The organism is Micromonospora sp. B9E7, from assembly GCF_039871815.1.
In the GTDB taxonomy this organism is placed as follows: Bacteria; Actinomycetota; Actinomycetes; order Mycobacteriales; family Micromonosporaceae; genus Micromonospora.
Genome location: NZ_JBDPLX010000011.1, coordinates 135,538 through 154,477, shown reverse-complemented (window position 1 = coordinate 154,477; position 18,940 = coordinate 135,538). Strand labels below are relative to the sequence as shown.

Annotated in this window: 16 protein-coding genes; 14 read left to right on the top strand and 2 right to left on the bottom strand. The window is 70.8% G+C overall.

What is annotated here, in order from left to right; genetic code table 11:
• Positions 1-4: 4 nt before the first annotated feature.
• From ABGB10_RS19750 to ABGB10_RS19725, 6 genes are all read left to right on the top strand, one after another.
• Positions 5-1,255, top strand: a complete 1,251-nt coding sequence (locus ABGB10_RS19750) for an ABC transporter substrate-binding protein (protein ID WP_347662319.1) — start codon at positions 5-7, stop codon at positions 1,253-1,255.
• Positions 1,252-2,133, top strand: coding sequence for a branched-chain amino acid ABC transporter permease (locus ABGB10_RS19745; RefSeq protein WP_347662318.1), 882 nt, complete (start codon positions 1,252-1,254; stop codon positions 2,131-2,133). The genes ABGB10_RS19750 and ABGB10_RS19745 overlap by 4 nt, the downstream gene beginning before the upstream one ends.
• Positions 2,130-3,143, top strand: coding sequence for a branched-chain amino acid ABC transporter permease (locus ABGB10_RS19740; RefSeq protein ID WP_347662317.1), 1,014 nt, complete (start codon positions 2,130-2,132; stop codon positions 3,141-3,143). The genes ABGB10_RS19745 and ABGB10_RS19740 overlap by 4 nt, the downstream gene beginning before the upstream one ends.
• 79 nt (positions 3,144-3,222) lie before the next feature.
• Positions 3,223-3,894 (top strand): transcriptional regulator, encoded by a 672-nt coding sequence (locus tag ABGB10_RS19735; protein ID WP_347662316.1) that lies wholly within the window; start codon positions 3,223-3,225, stop codon positions 3,892-3,894.
• 81 nt (positions 3,895-3,975) lie between these two features.
• A complete protein-coding gene (locus tag ABGB10_RS19730; RefSeq protein WP_347662315.1) occupies positions 3,976-5,544 on the top strand; it encodes an MFS transporter in 1,569 nt (522 codons plus the stop codon).
• 11 nt (positions 5,545-5,555) lie between these two features.
• Complete coding sequence (locus ABGB10_RS19725; protein WP_347662314.1) at positions 5,556-6,164, top strand: TetR/AcrR family transcriptional regulator; 609 nt, start codon at positions 5,556-5,558, stop codon at positions 6,162-6,164.
• A 22-nt stretch (positions 6,165-6,186) separates the two neighbouring features.
• On the opposite strand, the gene ABGB10_RS19720 is transcribed toward ABGB10_RS19725, so the two are convergent.
• Both ABGB10_RS19720 and ABGB10_RS19715 read right to left on the bottom strand, forming a co-directional pair.
• On the bottom strand, positions 6,187-8,106 hold the full coding sequence (locus ABGB10_RS19720) for a helix-turn-helix domain-containing protein (RefSeq protein ID WP_347662313.1): 1,920 nt from the start codon (positions 8,104-8,106) through the stop codon (positions 6,187-6,189).
• Between the two features lie 14 nt (positions 8,107-8,120).
• Positions 8,121-8,903 (bottom strand): 3-hydroxybutyrate dehydrogenase, encoded by a 783-nt coding sequence (locus tag ABGB10_RS19715; RefSeq protein ID WP_347662312.1) that lies wholly within the window; start codon positions 8,901-8,903, stop codon positions 8,121-8,123.
• Between the two features lie 435 nt (positions 8,904-9,338).
• On the opposite strand from ABGB10_RS19715, the gene ruvC reads away from it, so the two are divergent.
• From ruvC to ABGB10_RS19675, 8 genes are all read left to right on the top strand, one after another.
• Positions 9,339-9,866: a crossover junction endodeoxyribonuclease RuvC gene (gene ruvC, locus ABGB10_RS19710; protein ID WP_347662311.1), complete on the top strand. Its 528-nt coding sequence runs from the start codon at positions 9,339-9,341 to the stop codon at positions 9,864-9,866.
• Positions 9,863-10,465 (top strand): Holliday junction branch migration protein RuvA, encoded by a 603-nt coding sequence (gene ruvA, locus ABGB10_RS19705; RefSeq protein ID WP_347662310.1) that lies wholly within the window; start codon positions 9,863-9,865, stop codon positions 10,463-10,465. Before ruvC ends, ruvA begins: the two co-directional genes overlap by 4 nt.
• 88 nt (positions 10,466-10,553) lie before the next feature.
• Positions 10,554-11,621 carry a Holliday junction branch migration DNA helicase RuvB gene (gene ruvB, locus ABGB10_RS19700; protein ID WP_347662309.1) on the top strand — a complete coding sequence of 356 codons (1,068 nt, stop codon included), beginning with the start codon at positions 10,554-10,556 and terminating at the stop codon, positions 11,619-11,621.
• Positions 11,622-11,743: 122 nt separating this feature from the next.
• Positions 11,744-12,100, top strand: coding sequence for a preprotein translocase subunit YajC (gene yajC, locus ABGB10_RS19695; RefSeq protein ID WP_347662308.1), 357 nt, complete (start codon positions 11,744-11,746; stop codon positions 12,098-12,100).
• A 277-nt stretch (positions 12,101-12,377) separates the two neighbouring features.
• Positions 12,378-14,291 carry a protein translocase subunit SecD gene (gene secD, locus ABGB10_RS19690; protein ID WP_347662307.1) on the top strand — a complete coding sequence of 638 codons (1,914 nt, stop codon included), beginning with the start codon at positions 12,378-12,380 and terminating at the stop codon, positions 14,289-14,291.
• A gap of 1 nt (position 14,292) precedes the next feature.
• Positions 14,293-15,492: a protein translocase subunit SecF gene (gene secF, locus ABGB10_RS19685; protein ID WP_347662306.1), complete on the top strand. Its 1,200-nt coding sequence runs from the start codon at positions 14,293-14,295 to the stop codon at positions 15,490-15,492.
• 120 nt (positions 15,493-15,612) lie between these two features.
• Entirely contained in the window at positions 15,613-16,179 is a 567-nt protein-coding gene (locus ABGB10_RS19680) for an adenine phosphoribosyltransferase (RefSeq protein WP_278145000.1), read from the top strand.
• Positions 16,180-16,374: 195 nt separating this feature from the next.
• A complete protein-coding gene (locus tag ABGB10_RS19675; protein ID WP_347662305.1) occupies positions 16,375-18,897 on the top strand; it encodes a bifunctional (p)ppGpp synthetase/guanosine-3',5'-bis(diphosphate) 3'-pyrophosphohydrolase in 2,523 nt (840 codons plus the stop codon).
• The last annotated feature ends 43 nt before the right edge of the window (positions 18,898-18,940 follow it).

Genomic DNA, 18,940 nt, shown 5'->3' with positions numbered 1-18,940 from the left:
GGGCATGCGCAGGACGGTGGGTGTGGCCGTGGCGTCGGCCGCGGTGGTGCTGGTCGCCGGTTGCGGCGGCGGTGGCCCCCAGTCGGGTGGCGACCAGAAGCTGACCGGCGACAAGATCGTGCTGGGCGTGCTCAACGACCAGTCCGGGGCGTACTCGGAGTTGTCCGGCAAGAACTCGGTGGCGGCGGTGGAGATGGCCATCGCCGACTTCACCGCGAAGTACGGCGACAAGGCGGTGACCAAGAAGATCACCGTGGAGACCGCCGACCACCAGAACAAGCCGGACGTGGCCAACTCCAAGGCCCAGGAGATGTACGACCGCAAGGGCGTGGACCTGATCCTGGACGTGCCCACCTCGTCGGCGGCGCTGAAGGTCGCCGACGTGGCGAAGGAGAAGAAGAAGCTCTACTTCAACATCGGCGCGGCGACCACCGACCTGACCGGCAAGAGCTGCAACAGGTACACGTTCCACTACGCGTACGACACGTACATGCTGGCCAACGGCACCGGGAAGACCACCACCGAGCAGATCGGCAAGAACTGGTACATCCTGTACCCGAACTACGCCTTCGGTCAGGACATGGAGAAGAGCTTCTCCACCGCGATCACGGCGGCCGGCGGCACGGTGGTGGGCAAGGACGGCGCGCCGTTCCCGAACACCAGCGGCGACTTCTCCACCTTCCTGCTCAAGGCGCCGAACCTGAACCCGAAGCCGGACGTGCTGGGCACCATGCAGGCCGGCGCGGAACTGGTCAACGTGGTGAAGCAGTACAACGAGTTCAAGCTGCGCGACAAGGGCGTGGGCCTCGCGGTGGGCCTGATGTTCCTCACCGACATCCACTCGCTCACCCCGGCCGCGCTGGCCGGCACCACGTACACCGATGCCTGGTACTGGAACTTCGACGCGAAGAACCGGGAGTTCGCCGACCGGTTCCAGCAGAAGGCCGGCACTCGTCCGACGTTCGCGCACGCCGCCAACTACTCGGCGGCGTTGCAGTACCTGGAGGCGGTGCAGGCCGCCGGCACCGACGACGCGGACGCGGTGGTGAAGGGCCTGGAGGGCAAGACGGTCGAGGACGTCTTCCTGCGCAACGGCAAGATCCGCGCCGAGGACCACCGGGTGGTGCACGACGCGTACCTGGCCCAGGTGAAGCCGCAGTCCGAGGTCACCGAGCCGTGGGACTACGTGAAGGTGCTCAAGACGATCCCGGCCGCGGAGGCGTTCCGCGCGCCCTCGGCGGACTGCAAGCTATGAGCGGATTCGCGCAGAACACGTTCAACGGGTTGGTGAGCGGGGCGTTCTACGCCCTGCTCGCCCTCGGGCTCGCGGTCATCTTCGGCATGCTGCGCGTGGTCAACTTCGCGCACGGGGCGTTCTACATGCTCGGCGCGTTCGGGGCGTACGTGCTGCTCACCGAGGCGGGCGTGCCGTTCTGGGCGGCACTGGTGATCATGCCGGTGGGGCTGGGACTGCTCGGCATGGCGCTGGAACGCGCCGTGATCCACCGGCTGACCAAGCTCGACCCGCTCTACAACTTCCTGCTCACCTTCGGCCTGACACTGATCCTTCAGGACCTGGTGAAGCTGCGCTACGGCGTGCAGTCCAGCCCGTACCAGACCCCGTCGCTGTTGAGCGGGTCGGTGAACTTCGGCCTGTTCGACTTCCCGACGTACCGGGTGTTCATCCTCGGCTTCGCGGTGCTGCTCTGCGTCGCGGTGTGGTGGGTGCTGACCCGTACCCGGATCGGCATGGTGGTCCGCGCGTCCACCGAGCGACCCGACCTGACCCGCGCCTTCGGCATCGACGTCGGGCGCTGGGTGACGCCGGTCTTCGGCTTCGGGATCGGGCTGGCCGGCCTCGCCGGCGTGCTGGCAGCGCCGATGCGCGCGGTCAACCCGCTGATGGGGGCTGACCTGATCATCGTGGTGTTCGCGGTGGTCGTGATCGGTGGACTGGGCTCGATCTTCGGTTCGGTGGCTGCCGGCTTCGGCATCGGCCTGGTGCAGGCGTGGGGTGAGGCGTACCTGTCCGCCTTTCCCATCGTCTCCCAGACCATCGTCTTCGTCGTGATGGCCGGCGTGCTGCTCTGGCGTCCGGCCGGCCTGTTCGGTCGTGAGGAGGCTCCCGCATGACCAGCACCGTGGACACTCCCGCCGACGCGTCCCGCCCGACTCCGCCGTCCGGGCTGATCGCCGTGGCCCGGGCCCCCGGTTGGGCGCGCTACGCGCTGCTCGCCGTCGGGCTGGTCGTGGCCTTGTGGCTGCCCAACGGCCTCTACCCGGCGGTGGCGGTGGACATCCTCTGCTGGGCGTTGTTCGCCGTCGCGGTGGACCTGCTGCTCGGCTTCACCGGGCTGATGTCCTTCGGTCACGCCGCGTTCTGGGGCACCTCGGCGTACGTCACCGGGTTGGTGGCCATCCACGCGGGCCTGCCGTTTCCCCTGGCCGTGCTGGCCGGGGCGCTCGCCGCGGCGGTGCTGGCGGTACCGATCGGCTACCTGGCGGTCAAGCGGACCGGCATCTACTTCGCCATGGTGACCCTGGCCTTCGCGCAGATGGTCTACTACGTGGCCAACGAGTGGCGTTCGGTCACCCAGGGCGAGAACGGGCTCCAGGGGGTGCCCCGCGAGCTGTTCGGCCTCGATCTCACCGACGACTACTTCTTCTACTACGCGATCCTGCCGATCGTGCTGCTCGGGTTGGCCGCCGCCTGGCGGATCGTGCACTCCCCGTTCGGTCGGGTGCTGGTCGGCATCCGGGACAACCCGGCCCGGGCACGGGCTCTGGGGTACCCGGTGCATCGTTACAAGCTCACCGCGTTCGTGCTCTCCGGGTTCATCGCCGGCCTCGGCGGTGGGCTGTTCGCGGTCGGCCACCGGTTCGTCTCGCTGGACGTACTGCACTGGACCACCTCCGGCAAGGCCGTCATCGTGGTGGTGCTCGGCGGCATCGGCACCCTCTGGGGTGGGGTGCTCGGCGCCGGCATCGTGGTCCGGTTGGAGGACTGGCTGTCGTTCTCCGGCTTCGAGACGATCGGACTGGTGACCGGCGGCATCTTCGTCCTCGTGGTGGTGCTGTTCCGCCGGGGCATCTGGGGCAGCGTCGCCGCGCTGGCCCACCGGCTGGCGGCCCGCCGCCGGTAAATCCCGCGACGGCGCATCCGCCGCGCGTCGTTTCAGCGAATCCCCGGGTGGAAAAACCATCTACCCGGGGGTACGTCTGGTGCTGACCGATCCGATGCCGGCGGAGGCCGTGGAGATCGCGCACAAACAGGTGTCGTTGGCGGCCGAGGACGTGGACGCCAACGGTGTGGCCTCCTTGCTGCTGGAGTTGGTCGAGGCGTGGGGCGTGCCGGCGTTCTGGGAGCAGGTCTGCCGTCCGCTGCTGGCCCGGCTGTCGGGGCGTAGCGCCGCCGAGGTCGTCGTCGAGCACGCCCTCTGCGAGGGGGTCCGGGTCGGGTTGGACGTCTACCGCCGCGAGCCGGGCCGGTCGCTGCCCACCGGTGGGGTGCTGCTGGCCGGGGTCGAGAAGGAGGCGCACAGCCTCGGCCTGCAGGCTCTGGCCGCCGCGCTGCGCGAGCAGGGTCGCGGCTGTCTGAATCTCGGCCCGGCGCTGCCCTGGCCGGCGCTGCCCAGCGCGGTGCACCGGGCCCGCCCGCACACCGTCGTGCTCTGGTCGCAGACGCCGGTCACCGGCCGCGCGTACCGCCTGGTGCGCTTCGCCCGGGACTTCCCGCGCCTTCGGGTGTACGGCGCGGGGCCGGGCTGGATCGAGCCGCTCGCCGCGCCGTCGGCGCGTCTCGACTCGCTGTCGGACGCGGTCGCCGCCTGTCTGGCCGTGCCACCAGGGCGTGATGCCCACCACATACGATACGGATCGGTGCCGTATCGTTAATACGGGTCGTAGGCTGACCCACGTTACGAGTCTGACCCGTATCGTATTGCGCCGCGGGTGAAGCGTGGGGGGAAACCAGGCATGGAGCTGCACGACAACACGGGCCACCCGAGGAGGTGGGCGATCCTGGGGGTGCTGGTGATCAGCCTCCTCGTGGTCGTCCTCGACAACACGATCCTCAACGTGGCCCTGCGCACTCTGGCCGACCCGGTGCACGGCCTCGGCGCCAGCCAGGGTGAGCTGGAGTGGGCCATCAACTCCTACACGCTGGTCTTCGCCGGGCTGCTGTTCACCTTCGGAGTTCTCGGCGACCGCGCCGGCCGCAAGCGCTTCCTGATGATCGGTCTGGCGCTGTTCGGCCTGGCGTCGCTGCTCTCCGCGTACGCCCAGAGTCCCGGCCAGCTCATCGCGGCCCGCGCCCTGATGGGCGTCGGCGGCGCGGCCATCATGCCGGTGACGCTGTCGATCATCTCCAACGTCTTCGACCCGCGTGAGCGTGGTCGCGCCATCGGCGTCTGGGCCGGCGCGGTCGGTCTCGCCGTGGCCATCGGCCCGATCCTCGGCGGCGCGCTGCTGGAGCACTTCTGGTGGGGCTCGGTCTTCCTGATCAACGTGCCGGTGGTCGTCGCCGGCGTGATCCTGGTGGCCCTGCTGGTCCCCGAGTCGCGCGACCCGCGGCCGAGCCGGGTCGACGTGCTCGGCGTCCTGCTCTCCGTGGTCGGCCTGGTCGCCCTGTCCTACGGCATCATCGACGGCGGCGAGCACGGCTTCGACCGCCCGCTGGCCTGGGGCTCGATCCTGGTCGGCATCGCGGTGCTGGCCTGGTTCGTGCAGCACGAGCGGCGCAGCGACCACCCGTCGCTGGACGTCCGGCTGTTCAAGGTGCCCCGGTTCGCCGCGCCGGTCGCCATCGTCGGCCTGGTGTTCTTCGCCGCGATGGGCTCGATGTTCTTCGGTTCGTTCTACCTGCAACTGGTGCGCGGCTACAGCCCGCTGCAGACCGGTCTGCTCTTCCTGCCCTTCGCCGGCGCCCAGCTGATCTTCGCGCCGCGCAGCGCCGCGATGGTCCGCCGCTACGGCGGCCGTGCCGTCGCCACCGTGGGGCTGGCGCTGACCGTGATCTCGCTCGCCGCGTTCGTGTTCATCGGCGCCTCCACCCCGATCTGGATCGTTCTGCTCGTCTTCCTGATCCAGGGCGCCGGGATGGCCAACATCATGCCGCCGGCCACCGAGTCGATCATGTCGGCGCTGCCCCGCGAGAAGGCCGGCGTCGGCTCCGCGGTCAGCAACACCATCCGTCAGGTGGCCGGCGCGCTCGGCGTCGCGGTCCTCGGCTCGGTGCTCTCCGCGGTCTACCGCAGCGACATCGGTGACGCGTTGACCGGCCTGCCCACGCCGGCCCGCGACGCGGCCAACGAGTCGATCTCCGGGGCGTACGCGGCGGCGGGCCAGCTCGGCCCGGCGGCGCCGGCGCTGATCTCGGCGGCCAACGACGCCTTCGTCACCGCCATGCACTGGGCGGCCGGGCTCTCCGGGATCATCGCCGCACTCGGAATCATCGTGGTGCTGCGCTGGATGCCGGGCAAGGAGGACACCAGCCTCGCCCCGGCGGCCCCGGTCGCCGAGCCCGAGTTGGCCGGCACGGCATAGGTTCGGGGAGAATGTCGGACATGACGTCCACTGCCGATGCTCCGCGGTCGCCCGGGCGACCGCGGAGCCTCCGCGCCGACGAGGCGATCATCGAGGCCACCCTGGACCTGCTCGCCGAGGGCAGCACCATCGAGGCGCTCTCGATCGAGGCCATCGCCGCCCGTGCCGGGGTCGGCAAGGCCACCATCTACCGCCGCTGGGCCGGCAAGGACGCGCTGCTGCTCGACGCGCTGCGGCGACTCAAGGGCGTCCTGGCGCAGCCGGCCGGTCACTCCGTCCGCGACGACCTGGTGCTGCTGGTCGGCGCGATCGGCCAGAACGTCGACCCGCGAGCGGCGAAGATCATGCCCTGCCTGGCGCCCGCCGTGAACCGCAGCGCCGACCAGTTCCAGCTCTACCAGAACATCATCTCGCCCCGCCGGCAGTTGATGCGCGAGGTGCTGCGACGCGGCATCGACGAGGGTGTGCTCCGCGCCGACATCGACGTGGAGGTGACGATGGCGCTGCTCACCGGGCCCATGCTGATCCAGCGGGTGCTGCAGTGGAATCCGGACCTGGACGAGCAGACCCTTCCCGAGCGGGTCGTCGACGCCGTACTGGAGGGCATTCAGGTCCGCTGAGCCGGCCCCTGGCCGGCGTCGGTCAGCCGGCCGGGGCGCGCAGCCGGTGCAGGCGCAGCGCGAGCTGCACCTCCAACGCCCGATCGGGTCGTTGCCAGTCGGTGCCGAGCAACTGTCCCACCCGCTCCAGCCGCTGGGTCACCGTGTTGACGTGCACGTGCAGTTGTTCGGCGGCCCGGGCCAGGCTGCCACCCACCCCGAAGTACGCCTCCAGCGTCTTCACCAGAGCCGTGCCCCGCCGGGCGTCGTAGTCGACCACCGGCCCGACGGTGGCGCTGAGGAACTGGGTCACGTCCTTCTCGCCCCGATCACCGACCGTCCCCAGCAGCAACCCGACGAAGCCCAGCTCCACCGTGCTCGCACCCTGACCGGCGCGGCCCAGAGCGCCCAGCGCGGTCAGGCACCGGTCCGCCTCGTGGAACGTGGCCGCCAGCGCCCCCGGCCCGTTCGACGGGCCACTCGCCCCGGCGGTCACCGGTCGTCCGGTCACCCGGGACAAGTCCCGTGCGACCGCGCGAGCACTGCCACCGGCGTCCAGCCCCGGCAGCATCAGCACCACCCGGCCGTCGCGCGCCGCGGCCAGCCCGCCGCGCGCCGAGGCGTACGTGGTGGCCCAGGACAGCACCCGCTGCCGAGCCGAGCCGGTCGCGGCGATCGCGTCGTCGCCCACCGCCACCAGCACGTGCGGCGCGTCCAGGTCCACCCCGAGCCGGCGGGCCCGGCTGCGCAGCGCGTCGGTGTCCCGTAGTGGGCGGGCGATCAGGTCGTCCAGCAGCTCACCACGGACCCGCCCCTCCGCCTCCGCGACCGTCCGGCGGAACAACAGCAACAGCGCGGTCACCAGCGCGGCGCGCTCCAGGATCCGCTGATCGGCGTCGACCAACTCGTCGTCCGGACGCAGCACGAGCGCACCCAGGTTCTCCGCGCCCGCCACCACCGCCGCGTACCAGAGTGGGCTGCGCCGCACGCTGCGTCCCTCGGTGCGGGACGCCGCCACCGCCTCGACGATGTCCGCCCGGTCCGGCTCGTCGATCTCGCCGACCCGGGCCAGCAGGCGGCCCTCGGCGTCCAGCGCCAGCAGGGCGCCGCCCAGCACCTCGGTCACCGCGGCCGCCACGTCCTCCACACCGCCGCCGCGCAGCACCAGCGCCGTCATCCGGTCGTGTGCCGCCGCGGCCCGCTCCACCGAGCTGCTGTGCGCCCGGATGGTGGTGTTCGCCGCCGACAGCTCGGCCAGCGCCGACCGGGTCTCGGTCAGCAGCCGGGCGGTGTCGATCGCCACCGCGGCGTGCGCGGCGAGGGAGACCAGCAGAGCCACCTCCTCCCGGACGAATGGCCGAGCCGAACGGTTCGCCGCGTAGAGCACACCGATCGAGGTGGAGCCGAGCCGTAGCGGCACCCCGAGGATCGCCACCAGCCCCTCCTCCCCGACCCCGGCGTCGATCTCGCCGGTGTGGTGGAAGCGCGCGTCCTCTCCGTAGTTTGCGGTGACGTACGGAGCGCCGGACTGGGCCACCAGACCACCGAGGCCGGCACCCATCGGCAGGCGGAGCCGCTGGAAGCGGGCTGAGACCGACCCGTCGGTCACCCGCATGTAGGTGTCGCCGCGCTCGTCGTCGTTCAGCGTCATGTACGCCACGTCCGCGCCGAGCAGATTGCGGGCCCGGTGCACGATCGCCCGCAGCACGTCGTCCAGGTCGCGTAGCCCGGCCAGGTCGCTGACCGTGTCGTACAGGCCGGACAGCTCGGTCTCGCGGCGGCGCCGACGCTCCAACAACGCGCGAACCCGCAACGCCACCGATTTGGCCTGCTCTAGCTCGGCCAGCCGGTCGGGCGGCAGCCCGGCGGCGCGCGCGGCCACCAACGGTCCCTCGAACTCGACCGCCGCGGCCTCCCGAGCGAGCAGTTCCAGGAACTCCACCGGCGATGACATGGTCGACATTGTGCTCGGGCCCACTAGTTGGCCGTCCAGCCCCCGTCGAGGGCGATCGACGCGCCGGTGATGAACGCCGCAGGCGGCGAGCAGAGGTACGCCAGCAGCTCGGCCACCTCCTCCGGTTCGATCAGTCGCTTGATCGCCGCCCGGGCCAGCATGATCTTCTCGATCACCTCGGTCTCGTCGATGCCGTGGCTGGCCGCCTGGTCGGCGATCTGGCTCTCCACCAGGGCCGTGCGCACGTACGCCGGGTTGATGCAGTTGGCCGTCACCCCGTGCGCGGCGCCCTCCAGCGCGACCACCTTCGACAGGCCCTCCAGAGCGTGCTTGGCCGAGACGTAGGCCGCCTTGTACGGCGAGGCACGCAACCCGTGCACCGAGGAGATGTTGACGACGCGACCCCAGCCCCGGGCGTACATGTGCGGCAGCGCCCGGCGGATCAGCAGGAACGGCGCCTCCACCATCACCCGCTGGATGTACTCGAAGCGCTCGACGGGAAAGTCCTGAAGCGGCGCGACGTGCTGAAGCCCGGCGTTGTTGACCACGATGTCCACGTCCACGTCGAGGCGGTCCACCGCCGCCGCGTCGGACAGGTCCACACCCTCGGCCCGGCCGCCCGCCTCGGCCGCTACCGCCTTGGCCGCCTCCAGGTTGCGGTCCACCACGAGGACCTTCGCGCCGGCCGCACCCAGCCGCAGGGCACACGCTCGCCCGATGCCGCTGCCACCCCCGGTGACCAGGGCGGTCCGACCGGCGAGGTCGACCTGTACGACGTGGGGGACCGCCACGGGTTCTGCCGTCATGGCGCAAGAAGTTACGAGCTGTGTCCTCCCCGGCACATGGGCCGGCGACACATACTCCAGGTCGAAGCTGTGTGGCCCACCTGCCCTCGCCGCCCGCAGCCGGCCCCGCTCCCGCCCTTGTCGCCGGGCCCCGCCCACGCTGTCGCGCCGCGCTGTCGCGCCGCGCTGTCGCGCTGTCGTGCCGCGCCGCGCTGTCGTGCGCTCCAAGATCCGCGCAACATCGGGGATGTTGGTGTCTCCCGCGTGTCGGAGGCAGCAACATCGGGGAAGTTGTTCGGATCTTGGGCGTGGGGCGTGGGGCGTGGGGCGTGGGGCGTGGGGCGTGGGGCGTGGGGCGTGGGGCGTGGGGCGTGGGGCGTGTCCCGTGCGAACGTCGTGGGTGCGACGGTTAGGGTGTCGAACACACGTACTGCTGACGGCTGGGGAGGGGGCGGCGTGCGCGTGCTCGGTGTCGACCCGGGGTTGACCCGGTGCGGTGTGGGCGTGGTCGAGGGTGTGCCGGGGCGGCCCTGCACTCTGATCGCGTACTACGTGGTCTACACCGATCCGGCCGACGAACTGCCACTGCGCCTGCTGCACCTGGACCAGTCGCTGAACAAGCTGGTCGCCGAGCACCAGCCGGAGAGCGTCGCCGTCGAGCGGGTGTTCAGTCAGCACAACGTGCGGACGGTGATGGGCACCGCGCAGGCCAGTGGCATCGCCGTGCTGGCCGGGGCGCGCGCCGGGCTGCCCGTGCAGACGTACACCCCGAGTGAGGTGAAGGCGGCCGTGACCGGGTCCGGTCAGGCCGACAAGGCGCAGATGACCGCCATGGTGACCCGGTTGCTGCGGCTGGCCGAGCCACCGAAGCCGGCCGACGCCGCCGACGCGCTGGCGCTGGCGATCTGCCATGTCTGGCGCGGCGGGACCCGCTCGAAGTTGGCGGCGGCGGCCGACCGGGCACGACGAGGAGGAGCACGATGATCGCCAGCGTGCGCGGCACGGTGACCGCGACGGGTCCGGACCAGGCCGTGATCGAGGTCGGCGGTGTCGGTCTGGCCGTGCACTGCGCTCCCGGGACGCTCGCGGACCTGCGGGTCGGCCAGGTCGCCCGGCTCGCCACCAGCCTCATCGTGCGGGAAGACTCGCTGACCCTCTACGGCTTCGCCGACGACGACGCCAAGTCGCTGTTCGAGCTGCTGCAGACCGCCAGCGGGGTGGGCCCGCGCCTGGCGCAGGCGGTGTTGGCGGTGCACACCCCGGATGCGGTACGAAAGGCGATCGCCAACGCCGACACGGCGGCGCTGACCCGGGTGCCCGGCATCGGTAAGAAGGGTGCCGAGCGTCTGGTGCTGGAGCTGCGCGACCGGATCGGCCCGGTGCCGATCGGCGCCGACGGGGTCGCCGGCGTGACCGGCGGTGCCTGGCCGGAGCAGGTCCGGCAGGCACTCGTCGGGCTGGGCTGGACGGCCGGTCAGGCCGACCAGGCGGTGGCCGCGGTCGCGGAGACCATCGACGGTCCGACGCCGCCGGTGCCGGTCCTGCTCAAGCAGGCCATCCGCCTGCTGGGCCGTACCCGATGAGCCCTCGGCCGCGAACGGGAGGCGGCGCGATGAGCCCGAGCAGTGGGTTGGCTTTGCGGGCCCCGCGGCCGCGAACGGAGACGGCACGGTGAGCGAGACCGACGGGCTCGTCTCGGCGTACGTCAGCGATGCCGACCGGGACGCGGAGGCCACGGTCCGGCCGCGGCGACTGGCTGAGTTCATCGCCCAGGACCGGGTACGCGACCAGCTCGACCTGTTGTTGCAGGGCGCGATGCGGCGGGGTTCGCCGCCGGATCACATCCTGCTCTCCGGCCCTCCGGGGCTGGGCAAGACGAGTCTGGCCAACATCGTCGCCGCCGAGTTGGGTGCGGGCATCCGGGTGACCAGCGGCCCGGCGATCGAGCGTTCCGGTGATCTGGCGGCGATCCTGACCAGCCTCGCCGAGGGCGACGTGCTCTTCATCGACGAGATCCACCGCATCGCGCGGCCGGCCGAGGAGCTGCTCTACAGCGCGATGGAGGACTTCCGGGTCGACGTGGTGGTCGGCAAGGGTCCGGGGGCGACGGCGATCCCGCTGGACGTCGAGCCGTTCACCCTGGTCGGTGCGACGACCCGCTCGGGTCTGTTGACCGGGCCGATGCGGGACCGGTTCGGCTTCGTCGCGCACCTGGACTTCTACGCCCCGGCCGATCTGGAGACGCTGCTGCACCGTTCGGCCCGGATTCTGGGTGTGCCGATCACGGCCGACGGTGCGTCCGAGATCGCCGGCCGGTCCCGGGGCACCCCGCGGATCGCCAACCGGCTGCTGCGCCGGGTCCGTGACTACGCCGAGGTCCGGGCCGACGGCGTGGTCACCCTGGGCACCGCCCGTAAGGCCCTGACGGTGTACGACGTGGACGCGCTGGGTCTGGACCGGCTGGACCGGGCGGTGCTGACCGCGCTGGTCGACTCGTTCCGGGGTGGGCCGGTGGGGTTGTCGACGTTGGCGGTGGCGGTGGGGGAGCAGCCGGACACGGTGGAGGAGGTCTGCGAGCCGTTCCTGGTCCGGGCCGGTCTGCTGGCGCGTACGCCCCGGGGTCGGGTGGCCACCGAAGCCGCTTGGCGGCATCTGGGACGAACTCCGCCGAATGGTACATTCGGTGCAGATAGTCCGCCCGTGCCCGATCTGTTCTCGTTGGATACCGATCAGCCGTGATGTGAACGTGATCTGTGCCGCATTCGGTGTTCTCAGGTGCAGGGTTTAGACTTCGCCGCGGTCTGTACAGGACGTGAGAATCCGCCTCCGCTCCGGCACCCCCGGTGCCGGGATGGCGGCCAATGGGAAGGTCAGTAACCGTGCCTTACGCAGCAGCGGGTGGCGGGGCCGGCGGTATCACGCCGATCCTGATGATCGCCCTGCTCTTCGGTGTCATGTACTTCATGATGATCCGGCCCCAGCAGAAGCGCCGTAAGGAGGCGGAGGCGATGCAGTCCGGCCTCGGCCCCGGCGACGAGGTCGTGACCATCGGTGGGCTCTACGGCACGGTCACCGGCATCGAGGACGACACCGTCCTGATCGAGGTCGCACCGGGCGTGCAGACCCGCTACGCCCGTCCGGCCATCGCCCGGGTCGTCACCCGCGCGGAGCTGCCGAGCGAGCCGGTCACCGAGGACGCGGACACCGCCAAGGACTGACCGTCTCCTCCCGGTGGCTGGGTCCGGCGTACGGCCGGCCCACCCGGCTTCCGGGTCGCTGTGCCCGGACGGGGCAGCGGACGAGACGTGAAAACTGGATAGTTGGGTCGACGCCGGGCGTCGGCACGTTCCCGTTACCGTCGGCGATTCGCGCCGGGTGCCCGGTCCTCGTGTCGGCATCTCGTCGGCTCAAGGCAGACCCGTCGGGCGGGATCACCGGCCCGGCACCGCCGTCGCTGCGTAGAGCGGCGCGACCGTACAGGGAGACAGGACAGCCGTGGCACCACCTCAGGGACAGATGCGCCCCGGGCGGCAGCTCGCCGTGCTCGGGTTCATCTTCGTCGTCCTCTATCTTTTGGTGTTCTTCTCGGGTGCCAGCGGCAGCCTGAAGGACCGGCTCGAGCCCCGGCTCGGTCTGGACCTCATCGGCGGGACCCGGGTGACGCTGGAGGCGACCAACACCGTCGACGGCAAGCCCCCGACGGCGGAGAACCTCGAGGAGGCCCGCCAGATCATCGAGAGCCGCGTCAACGCGTTCGGCGTGGCCGAGGCCGAGGTGGTCACCGAGGGCAACCGGAACATCGTCATCTCCCTGCCCGGTGAGAACCGGAACCTCGACGACGTGGGCGAAGCGGCTGAGCTGCGCTTCCGCAAGGTGCTCAAGGCCGCCGACGGCAGCGGGACGGCCGCGGTGCCACCGCCGGCCGCCACGCCGACGCCGTCCGGTGCCGCCTCGCCGACCCCGTCCGGTGCCGCGTCGCCGACCCCGTCGGGCAGTGGCGCGCCGAAGGCGACCGCGTCCCCCAGCGGCGGTCAGGGTGGAATGGCCCCGGCGTCGCCCAGCGCCACGCCGACCCCGTCGGCCTCCGCCTCGCCGAGTGCCGCCGCGCCCTCGCCGAGCGCCAGCGAGGAGCCGGTGCCGGCCAGCATCGAGGAGCAGCGCAAGGCCGTCGAGCAGAAGGTCGGCGCCGCCTCGTGGCAGGCCGCCAACGGGCTGCAGGGGCCGGCCGACCTGACCGCCGACCCGTCGCTGGCCGACAAGCTCAAGCCGTTCGGCACGCTGACGCCGCGAGAGGTGGCCGTGCTGCCGGCACAGATGCAGTTCAACGTGCCGACGATCGGCTGCGCGCAGCTCGACCAGCGTCCCCCGGCGTCGATCTCCGACGCGAAGCAGCAGGTGGTCTCCTGCGAGGACGGCGCCTCGAAGTACCTGCTCGACCAGGCCAAGGTGCTGGGCACCGACGTGTCCGACGCGGACGCGGTGCTCGACCAGACCAACTCCTGGGTGGTCAGCCTGGACTTCACCGGCGACGGCCAGGGCAAGTGGACCGCGCTGACCCGTGAGGCGTTCAACAACGAGGGCCAGGCCTGCGACGCGACCGCGTTGGGCCAGGACGGCAAGTGCCGGGTGGCCGTCGTGCTGGACAACGAGATCGTCTCCTCCCCGGAGATCCAGGGCGTGCTGACCGGCAACTCCCAGATCACCGGCACCTTCACCCAGAAGGACGCCAGCACCCTCGCCGGCCAGCTCCGCTACGGCGCGCTGCCGGTGACCTTCGAGCAGCAGGAAGCGCAGAACGTCACCGCCACGCTGGGTGCCAGCCACCTGCGCGCCGGTCTGCTCGCGGCCGGCATCGGCATGCTGCTGGTCATCATCTACTCGTTCTTCTACTACCGGCTGCTCGGCTCGGTGATCTTCCTGAGCCTCATCCTCTCCGCGCTGCTCGTCTTCGGCGCGCTGGTGGTGCTCGGCCGGCAGATCGGCTTCACGCTCACCCTCGCCGGCATCGCCGGCATGATCGTCTCACTCGGTGTGGCGGCGGACTCGTTCGTCATCTACTTCGAACGGTTGAAGGACGAGATCCGCGAGGGGCGCAGTCCGCGTAGCGCGGTGCCCCGTGCCTGGATCCGGGCCCGTCGGACGATCATCTCGGCCAACGCGATCACCCTGCTCTCCGCAGTGGTGCTCTACGTGGTCTCGGTCGGCACGGTCAAGGGCTTCGCCTTCGCACTCGGTCTGGCCACGGTGCTGGACCTCGTGGTGGTGTTCCTCTTCCGGCACCCGATCATGACGATGTTCGCCCGGACCCGGGCGTTCCTGTCCCCGCGGGTCAGCGGTCTGGGCCGGGCGCTCCCGGCTCGCAACCAGCCGACTCAGCAGCCCCGCAACCCGCGCGCCAAGGAGGCCTGAGATGGCTGAAAACGGTCTGGCGAGCCGCCTCTACAACGGCGAGGCCGGTCTCAACATCGTCGGCCGCCGAAAGCTCTGGTTCGGCGTCGCCGGGGTCCTGATCCTGATCGCGATCCTCAGCTTCGGGCTGCGCGGTTTCAGCCTCGGCATCGAGTTCGCCGGCGGCAACTCGTTCCAGGTGCCGGCCAGCGTCGGCACCCTCGAGGACGCCGAGCGTGAGGTCAACTCGGCTCTCGCCACGGAGAACACCGGCATCGAGGTGGTCACCGCACAGAAGGTCGGCGGCACCGGCGGCGACACCTACGAGCTGCGTACCCCGCAGCTCAGCGCCGACCAGACCACCGCGGTCAAGGCCCAGATCGCCGAGGACCTCGGCATCGACGTGGGCCAGATCAGCAGCAACCAGGTCAGCGAGGCGTGGGGCAGCCAGGTCACCGAGCGGGCCGTGCTCGGTCTGGTGATCTTCATCGCGCTGGTGATGGTCTACCTGATCCTGCGCTTCGAGTGGCGGATGGCGGTCGCCGCGGTCGCCTCGCTGATCACGAACCTGATCCTGACCGCCGGTATCTACTCGCTGGTCGGCTTCGAGGTCACCCCGTCGACGATCATCGGCTTCCTCACGATCCTGGGCTTCGCGCTCTACGACGTGGTGGTGGTCTTCGACAAGGTCCAGGAGAACACCCGCGGCATCACCGCGAACAACAACCAGACGTACGGCGAGGCGGCCAACCTGGCCATCAACCAGAGCCTCATGCGGTCGTTGAACACCTCGGTGGTCGCCCTGCTGCCGGTCGGCGGTCTGCTCTTCATCGGTGCCGGTCTGCTCGGCGCCGGCACGCTGAAGGACCTCGGTCTGGTGCTGTTCGTCGGTATGGCGGTGGCGTTCCTGACCTCCATCCTGGTGGCCACGCCGCTGCTGGCGCTGTTGAAGAACTACGACCCGCGGATCCAGGCGCACAACAAGCGCGTCCTGACCCGGCGGGGCGGGCTCGCCCGCGGCGAGGTCACCGGCAAGGGTGCTGCCGCGAGCCCCGCGGCCCAGGCCGACGCGGCCGACGAGCCGCTCGACCCGGACGCCGCCGCGCTGGCCGGCGCCGCCCCGAAGGTGGGCGCACGGCCGGCAGGCAAGCGGCCAACCGGAGCCCGAGGCGGTCGCCCTGGTGGCGGCGGCAACCGGCCGGGTGGCGCCAAGCGGCGCTGACCTGACCGGAAACACCCGAACGGAAACACCCGAACGGAAACACCCGAACGGCGTCCGGCATGCTGTGCGAGCGAGCAGCATTGCCGGACGCCGTCGTCTTTGAAGGAGAGCGGAACAGCCGTGACGGAGACCCACAGCACCGAGGCGCGCGGGGACAGCGGCCCGGAGACCGCCCGACTGGTCGCCAGCCGGGTGCTGGACGTGCCCGACTTCCCCAAGCCCGGCGTCCTGTTCAAGGACCTGATGCCGCTGTTCGCCGACGGGAAGGTCTTCCGTGAGGTGGTCGACGGGATCGTCGCGTACCACGGGCGGGACGCCTTCGACGTGGTGGTCGGCATCGAGGCGCGTGGCTTCGTCGTCGCCGCAGCCGTCGCGTACGCGGCCGGGGTCGGCGTGGTGCCGGTGCGTAAGGCGGGCAAACTGCCCCGCCCGGCGCACTCGGTCTCCTACGCGTTGGAGTACGGCGAGGCCACCCTGGAGGTGCACGAGGACGCCTTCACGGCCGGGCACCGGGTGCTGGTCGTGGACGACGTGCTGGCCACCGGCGGCACCGCCGAGGCGACGCTGGATCTGGTCGAGCGGGCCGGTGGGACCGTCACCGGCTTCACCGTGCTGCTGGAACTCGGATTCCTGGGTGGGCGGGAGCGGCTGGCGCAGCGTCCCGTCCATGCCCTGCTGACCGTTTGAGTCGGTCGACGCGTCGCTGACCGTTTGATGCCAGGTCCGTCGAGGTGGAGCCGGTGCCGACCGTCCGGCGGAGCGGCAGGGGGCCGTCCGTGCGGGTAGCATTGCCCTTTGCTGAGCCCGGCGTACGTCCGGCGAGGCGAGACCAGGCCGGCCGATGTTCGGTCGGTGTGTTTCCGGCGAGCGGTGAGGAGGCCGGTGTCCCACGATGTCGTCCCTCCGGCGGAGGGCACGGTGCACCCGACAGGCGACGCTGACGGCTCGGTGACCGACCGGACAGGCGACGTGCCGGCCCGGGTGACGGGCACCGGCAACGGCTCCAGCAGGGCTGCGGGCGAGAGCACGGCCCGCCCGATCAGCGCCCCGCCGAGTGCCGAGGCGTCGCCCGGCGCCGACGGGGTGGTGGTGCCGTTCCCGACGGACGCGGGCATCGACCCGTCGCCGAGCGGGGGCTTCGGGCTGTCCAACGCACCCACCGGCCGGCGGGTGCGGGCCCGGCTGGCCCGGTTCAACGCGCCCTGGCAGACCTCGCAGGTCAGCGAGGTGCTGGAGCCGCTCATCGCGAGCCACCGGGACAACCACCCCAAGGCCGACGCCCGGCTGCTCCAGCGCGCCTTCGACACGGCCGCGCGGTGGCACTCCGGGCAGTACCGCAAGTCCGGTGACCCGTACATCACCCACCCTCTCGCCGTGGCGACCATCCTCGGCAACCTGGGGATGGACACGACCACGTTGGTCGCCGCGCTGCTGCACGACACCATCGAGGACACCGAATACACTCTCGACCAGATGCGCGCCGACTTCGGCGGCGAGGTCGCCCTGCTGGTCGACGGCGTCACCAAGCTCGACAAGGTCAAGCTGGGTGACGCGGCCAAGGCCGAGACGATCCGCAAGATGGTCGTGGCGATGGCCAAGGACCCTCGGGTGCTGGTGATCAAGCTGGCCGACCGGCTGCACAACATGCGCACCCTGACCTTCCTGCCCCGCCCCAAGCAGGAGCAGAAGGCCAAGGAGACGCTGGAGATCCTGGCGCCCCTCGCGCACCGGCTCGGTATGAACACGATCAAGTGGGAGCTGGAGGATCTGTCCTTCGGTACGTTGTTCCCGAAGCGCTACGAGGAGATCAACCGGCTGATCGGGGAGCACCAGCCGCAGCGGGAGTCGCTGCTGCGGCAGGTCACTCAGAAGGTCGGCACCGACCTGAAGGCCGCCAAGATCAAGGCGGAGACCACCGGTCGGCCGAAGCACCTCTACTCGATCTACCAGAAGATGATCGTGCGGGGTCGCGACTTCAACGACATCTACGACCTGGTCGGCGTGCGGATCCTGGTCGACACGGTTCGGGACTGCTACGCGGCGCTGGGTGTGATCCACGCCAACTGGCAGCCGGTGCCGGGCCGGTTCAAGGACTACATCGCCATGCCCAAGTTCAACATGTACCAGTCGTTGCACACGACGGTCATCGGGCCCACCGGCAAGCCGGTGGAGATGCAGATCCGCACGTACGCGATGCACCGCACCGCCGAGTTCGGCATCGCCGCGCACTGGAAGTACAAGGAGCACAAGGGCACCCAGATCGTCGGCCCGCCCGCGCACATCGACGAGATGACCTGGCTGCGGCAACTGCTCGACTGGCAGCGTGAGGCGGCCGACCCCAGCGAGTTCCTGGACGCGCTGCGCTTCGACCTGTCCAGCCAGGAGGTGTACGTCTTCACCCCGAAGGGTGACGTCATCCCGCTGCCGACCGGCTCGACGCCTGTGGACTTCGCGTACGCGGTGCACACCGAGGTCGGGCACAAGTGCATCGGCGCGCGGGTCAACGGCAAGCTGGTGCCGCTGGAGTCGACGCTGTCCAACGGCGACGTGATCGAGATCTTCACCTCCAAGTCGGAGACCGCCGGCCCGACGCAGGACTGGCTCGGCTTCGTCAAGAGCCCTCGCGCGCGTACGAAGATCCGCCAGTACTTCAACAAGGAGCGCCGCGAGGAGGCGATCGAGGCCGGCAAGGACGCGATCGTCAAGGCGATGCGCAAGCAGGGCATGCCGCTGCAGCGGATGCTCACCTCCGACGCGCTGATGTCGATCGCCCGGGACCTGCACCTGGCCGACGTGGCGTCGCTGTACGCGGCGGTCGGCGACAGTCAGGTCTCCGCGCAGTCGGTGGTGCAGAAGCTGATGGCCGCGTACGGCGGCGAGGAGGGCGCGGCGGAGGACATCGCCGAGACCGCCGTCGCCACCCGGCCACCACGCAGCCGGCAGAGCAGCAGCGACCCCGGTGTCGTGGTCCGGGGCGTCAGCGACGTCTGGATCAAGCTGGCCCGTTGCTGCACCCCGGTCCCACCGGACTCGGTGTTCGGCTTCGTCACCCGCTCCGGCGGGGTGAGCGTGCACCGCGACGACTGCGCCAACGCCGAGGACCTGCGGGCGCAGAGCGAGCGGGTGGTCGAGGTGAGTTGGAAGCTCACCTCCGCCTCGACGTTCCTGGTCGCCATCCAGGTCGAGGCACTGGACCGGCACAAGCTGCTGGCCGACGTCACCCGGGTGCTCTCCGACGAGCGGGTCAACATCCTCTCCGCCACCGTCACCACGACCCGCGACCGGGTGGCGGTGAGCCGGTTCAGCTTCGAGATGGCCGACCCGAAGCACCTGGGCCATCTGCTGGCCACGGTCCGCAAGGTCGACGGCGTCTTCGACGCCTACCGGGTCACCTCCGGGGCCTGACGCCCACCGGATCAGTCCCGGGGCTCGACGCGTACCCCGTAAA

Coding starts and splice junctions, on each gene's coding strand:
- ABGB10_RS19720 (WP_347662313.1), bottom strand. CDS start 8,106: ATGTCGACCATGTCATCGCCGGTGGAGTTCCTGGAACTGCTCGCTCGG.
- ABGB10_RS19715 (WP_347662312.1), bottom strand. CDS start 8,903: ATGACGGCAGAACCCGTGGCGGTCCCCCACGTCGTACAGGTCGACCTC.
- yajC (WP_347662308.1), top strand. CDS start 11,744: ATGGGAAGGTCAGTAACCGTGCCTTACGCAGCAGCGGGTGGCGGGGCC.
- ABGB10_RS19745 (WP_347662318.1), top strand. CDS start 1,252: ATGAGCGGATTCGCGCAGAACACGTTCAACGGGTTGGTGAGCGGGGCG.
- ABGB10_RS19740 (WP_347662317.1), top strand. CDS start 2,130: ATGACCAGCACCGTGGACACTCCCGCCGACGCGTCCCGCCCGACTCCG.
- ABGB10_RS19750 (WP_347662319.1), top strand. CDS start 5: ATGCGCAGGACGGTGGGTGTGGCCGTGGCGTCGGCCGCGGTGGTGCTG.
- ruvA (WP_347662310.1), top strand. CDS start 9,863: ATGATCGCCAGCGTGCGCGGCACGGTGACCGCGACGGGTCCGGACCAG.
- ABGB10_RS19730 (WP_347662315.1), top strand. CDS start 3,976: ATGGAGCTGCACGACAACACGGGCCACCCGAGGAGGTGGGCGATCCTG.
- secF (WP_347662306.1), top strand. CDS start 14,293: ATGGCTGAAAACGGTCTGGCGAGCCGCCTCTACAACGGCGAGGCCGGT.
- ABGB10_RS19725 (WP_347662314.1), top strand. CDS start 5,556: ATGTCGGACATGACGTCCACTGCCGATGCTCCGCGGTCGCCCGGGCGA.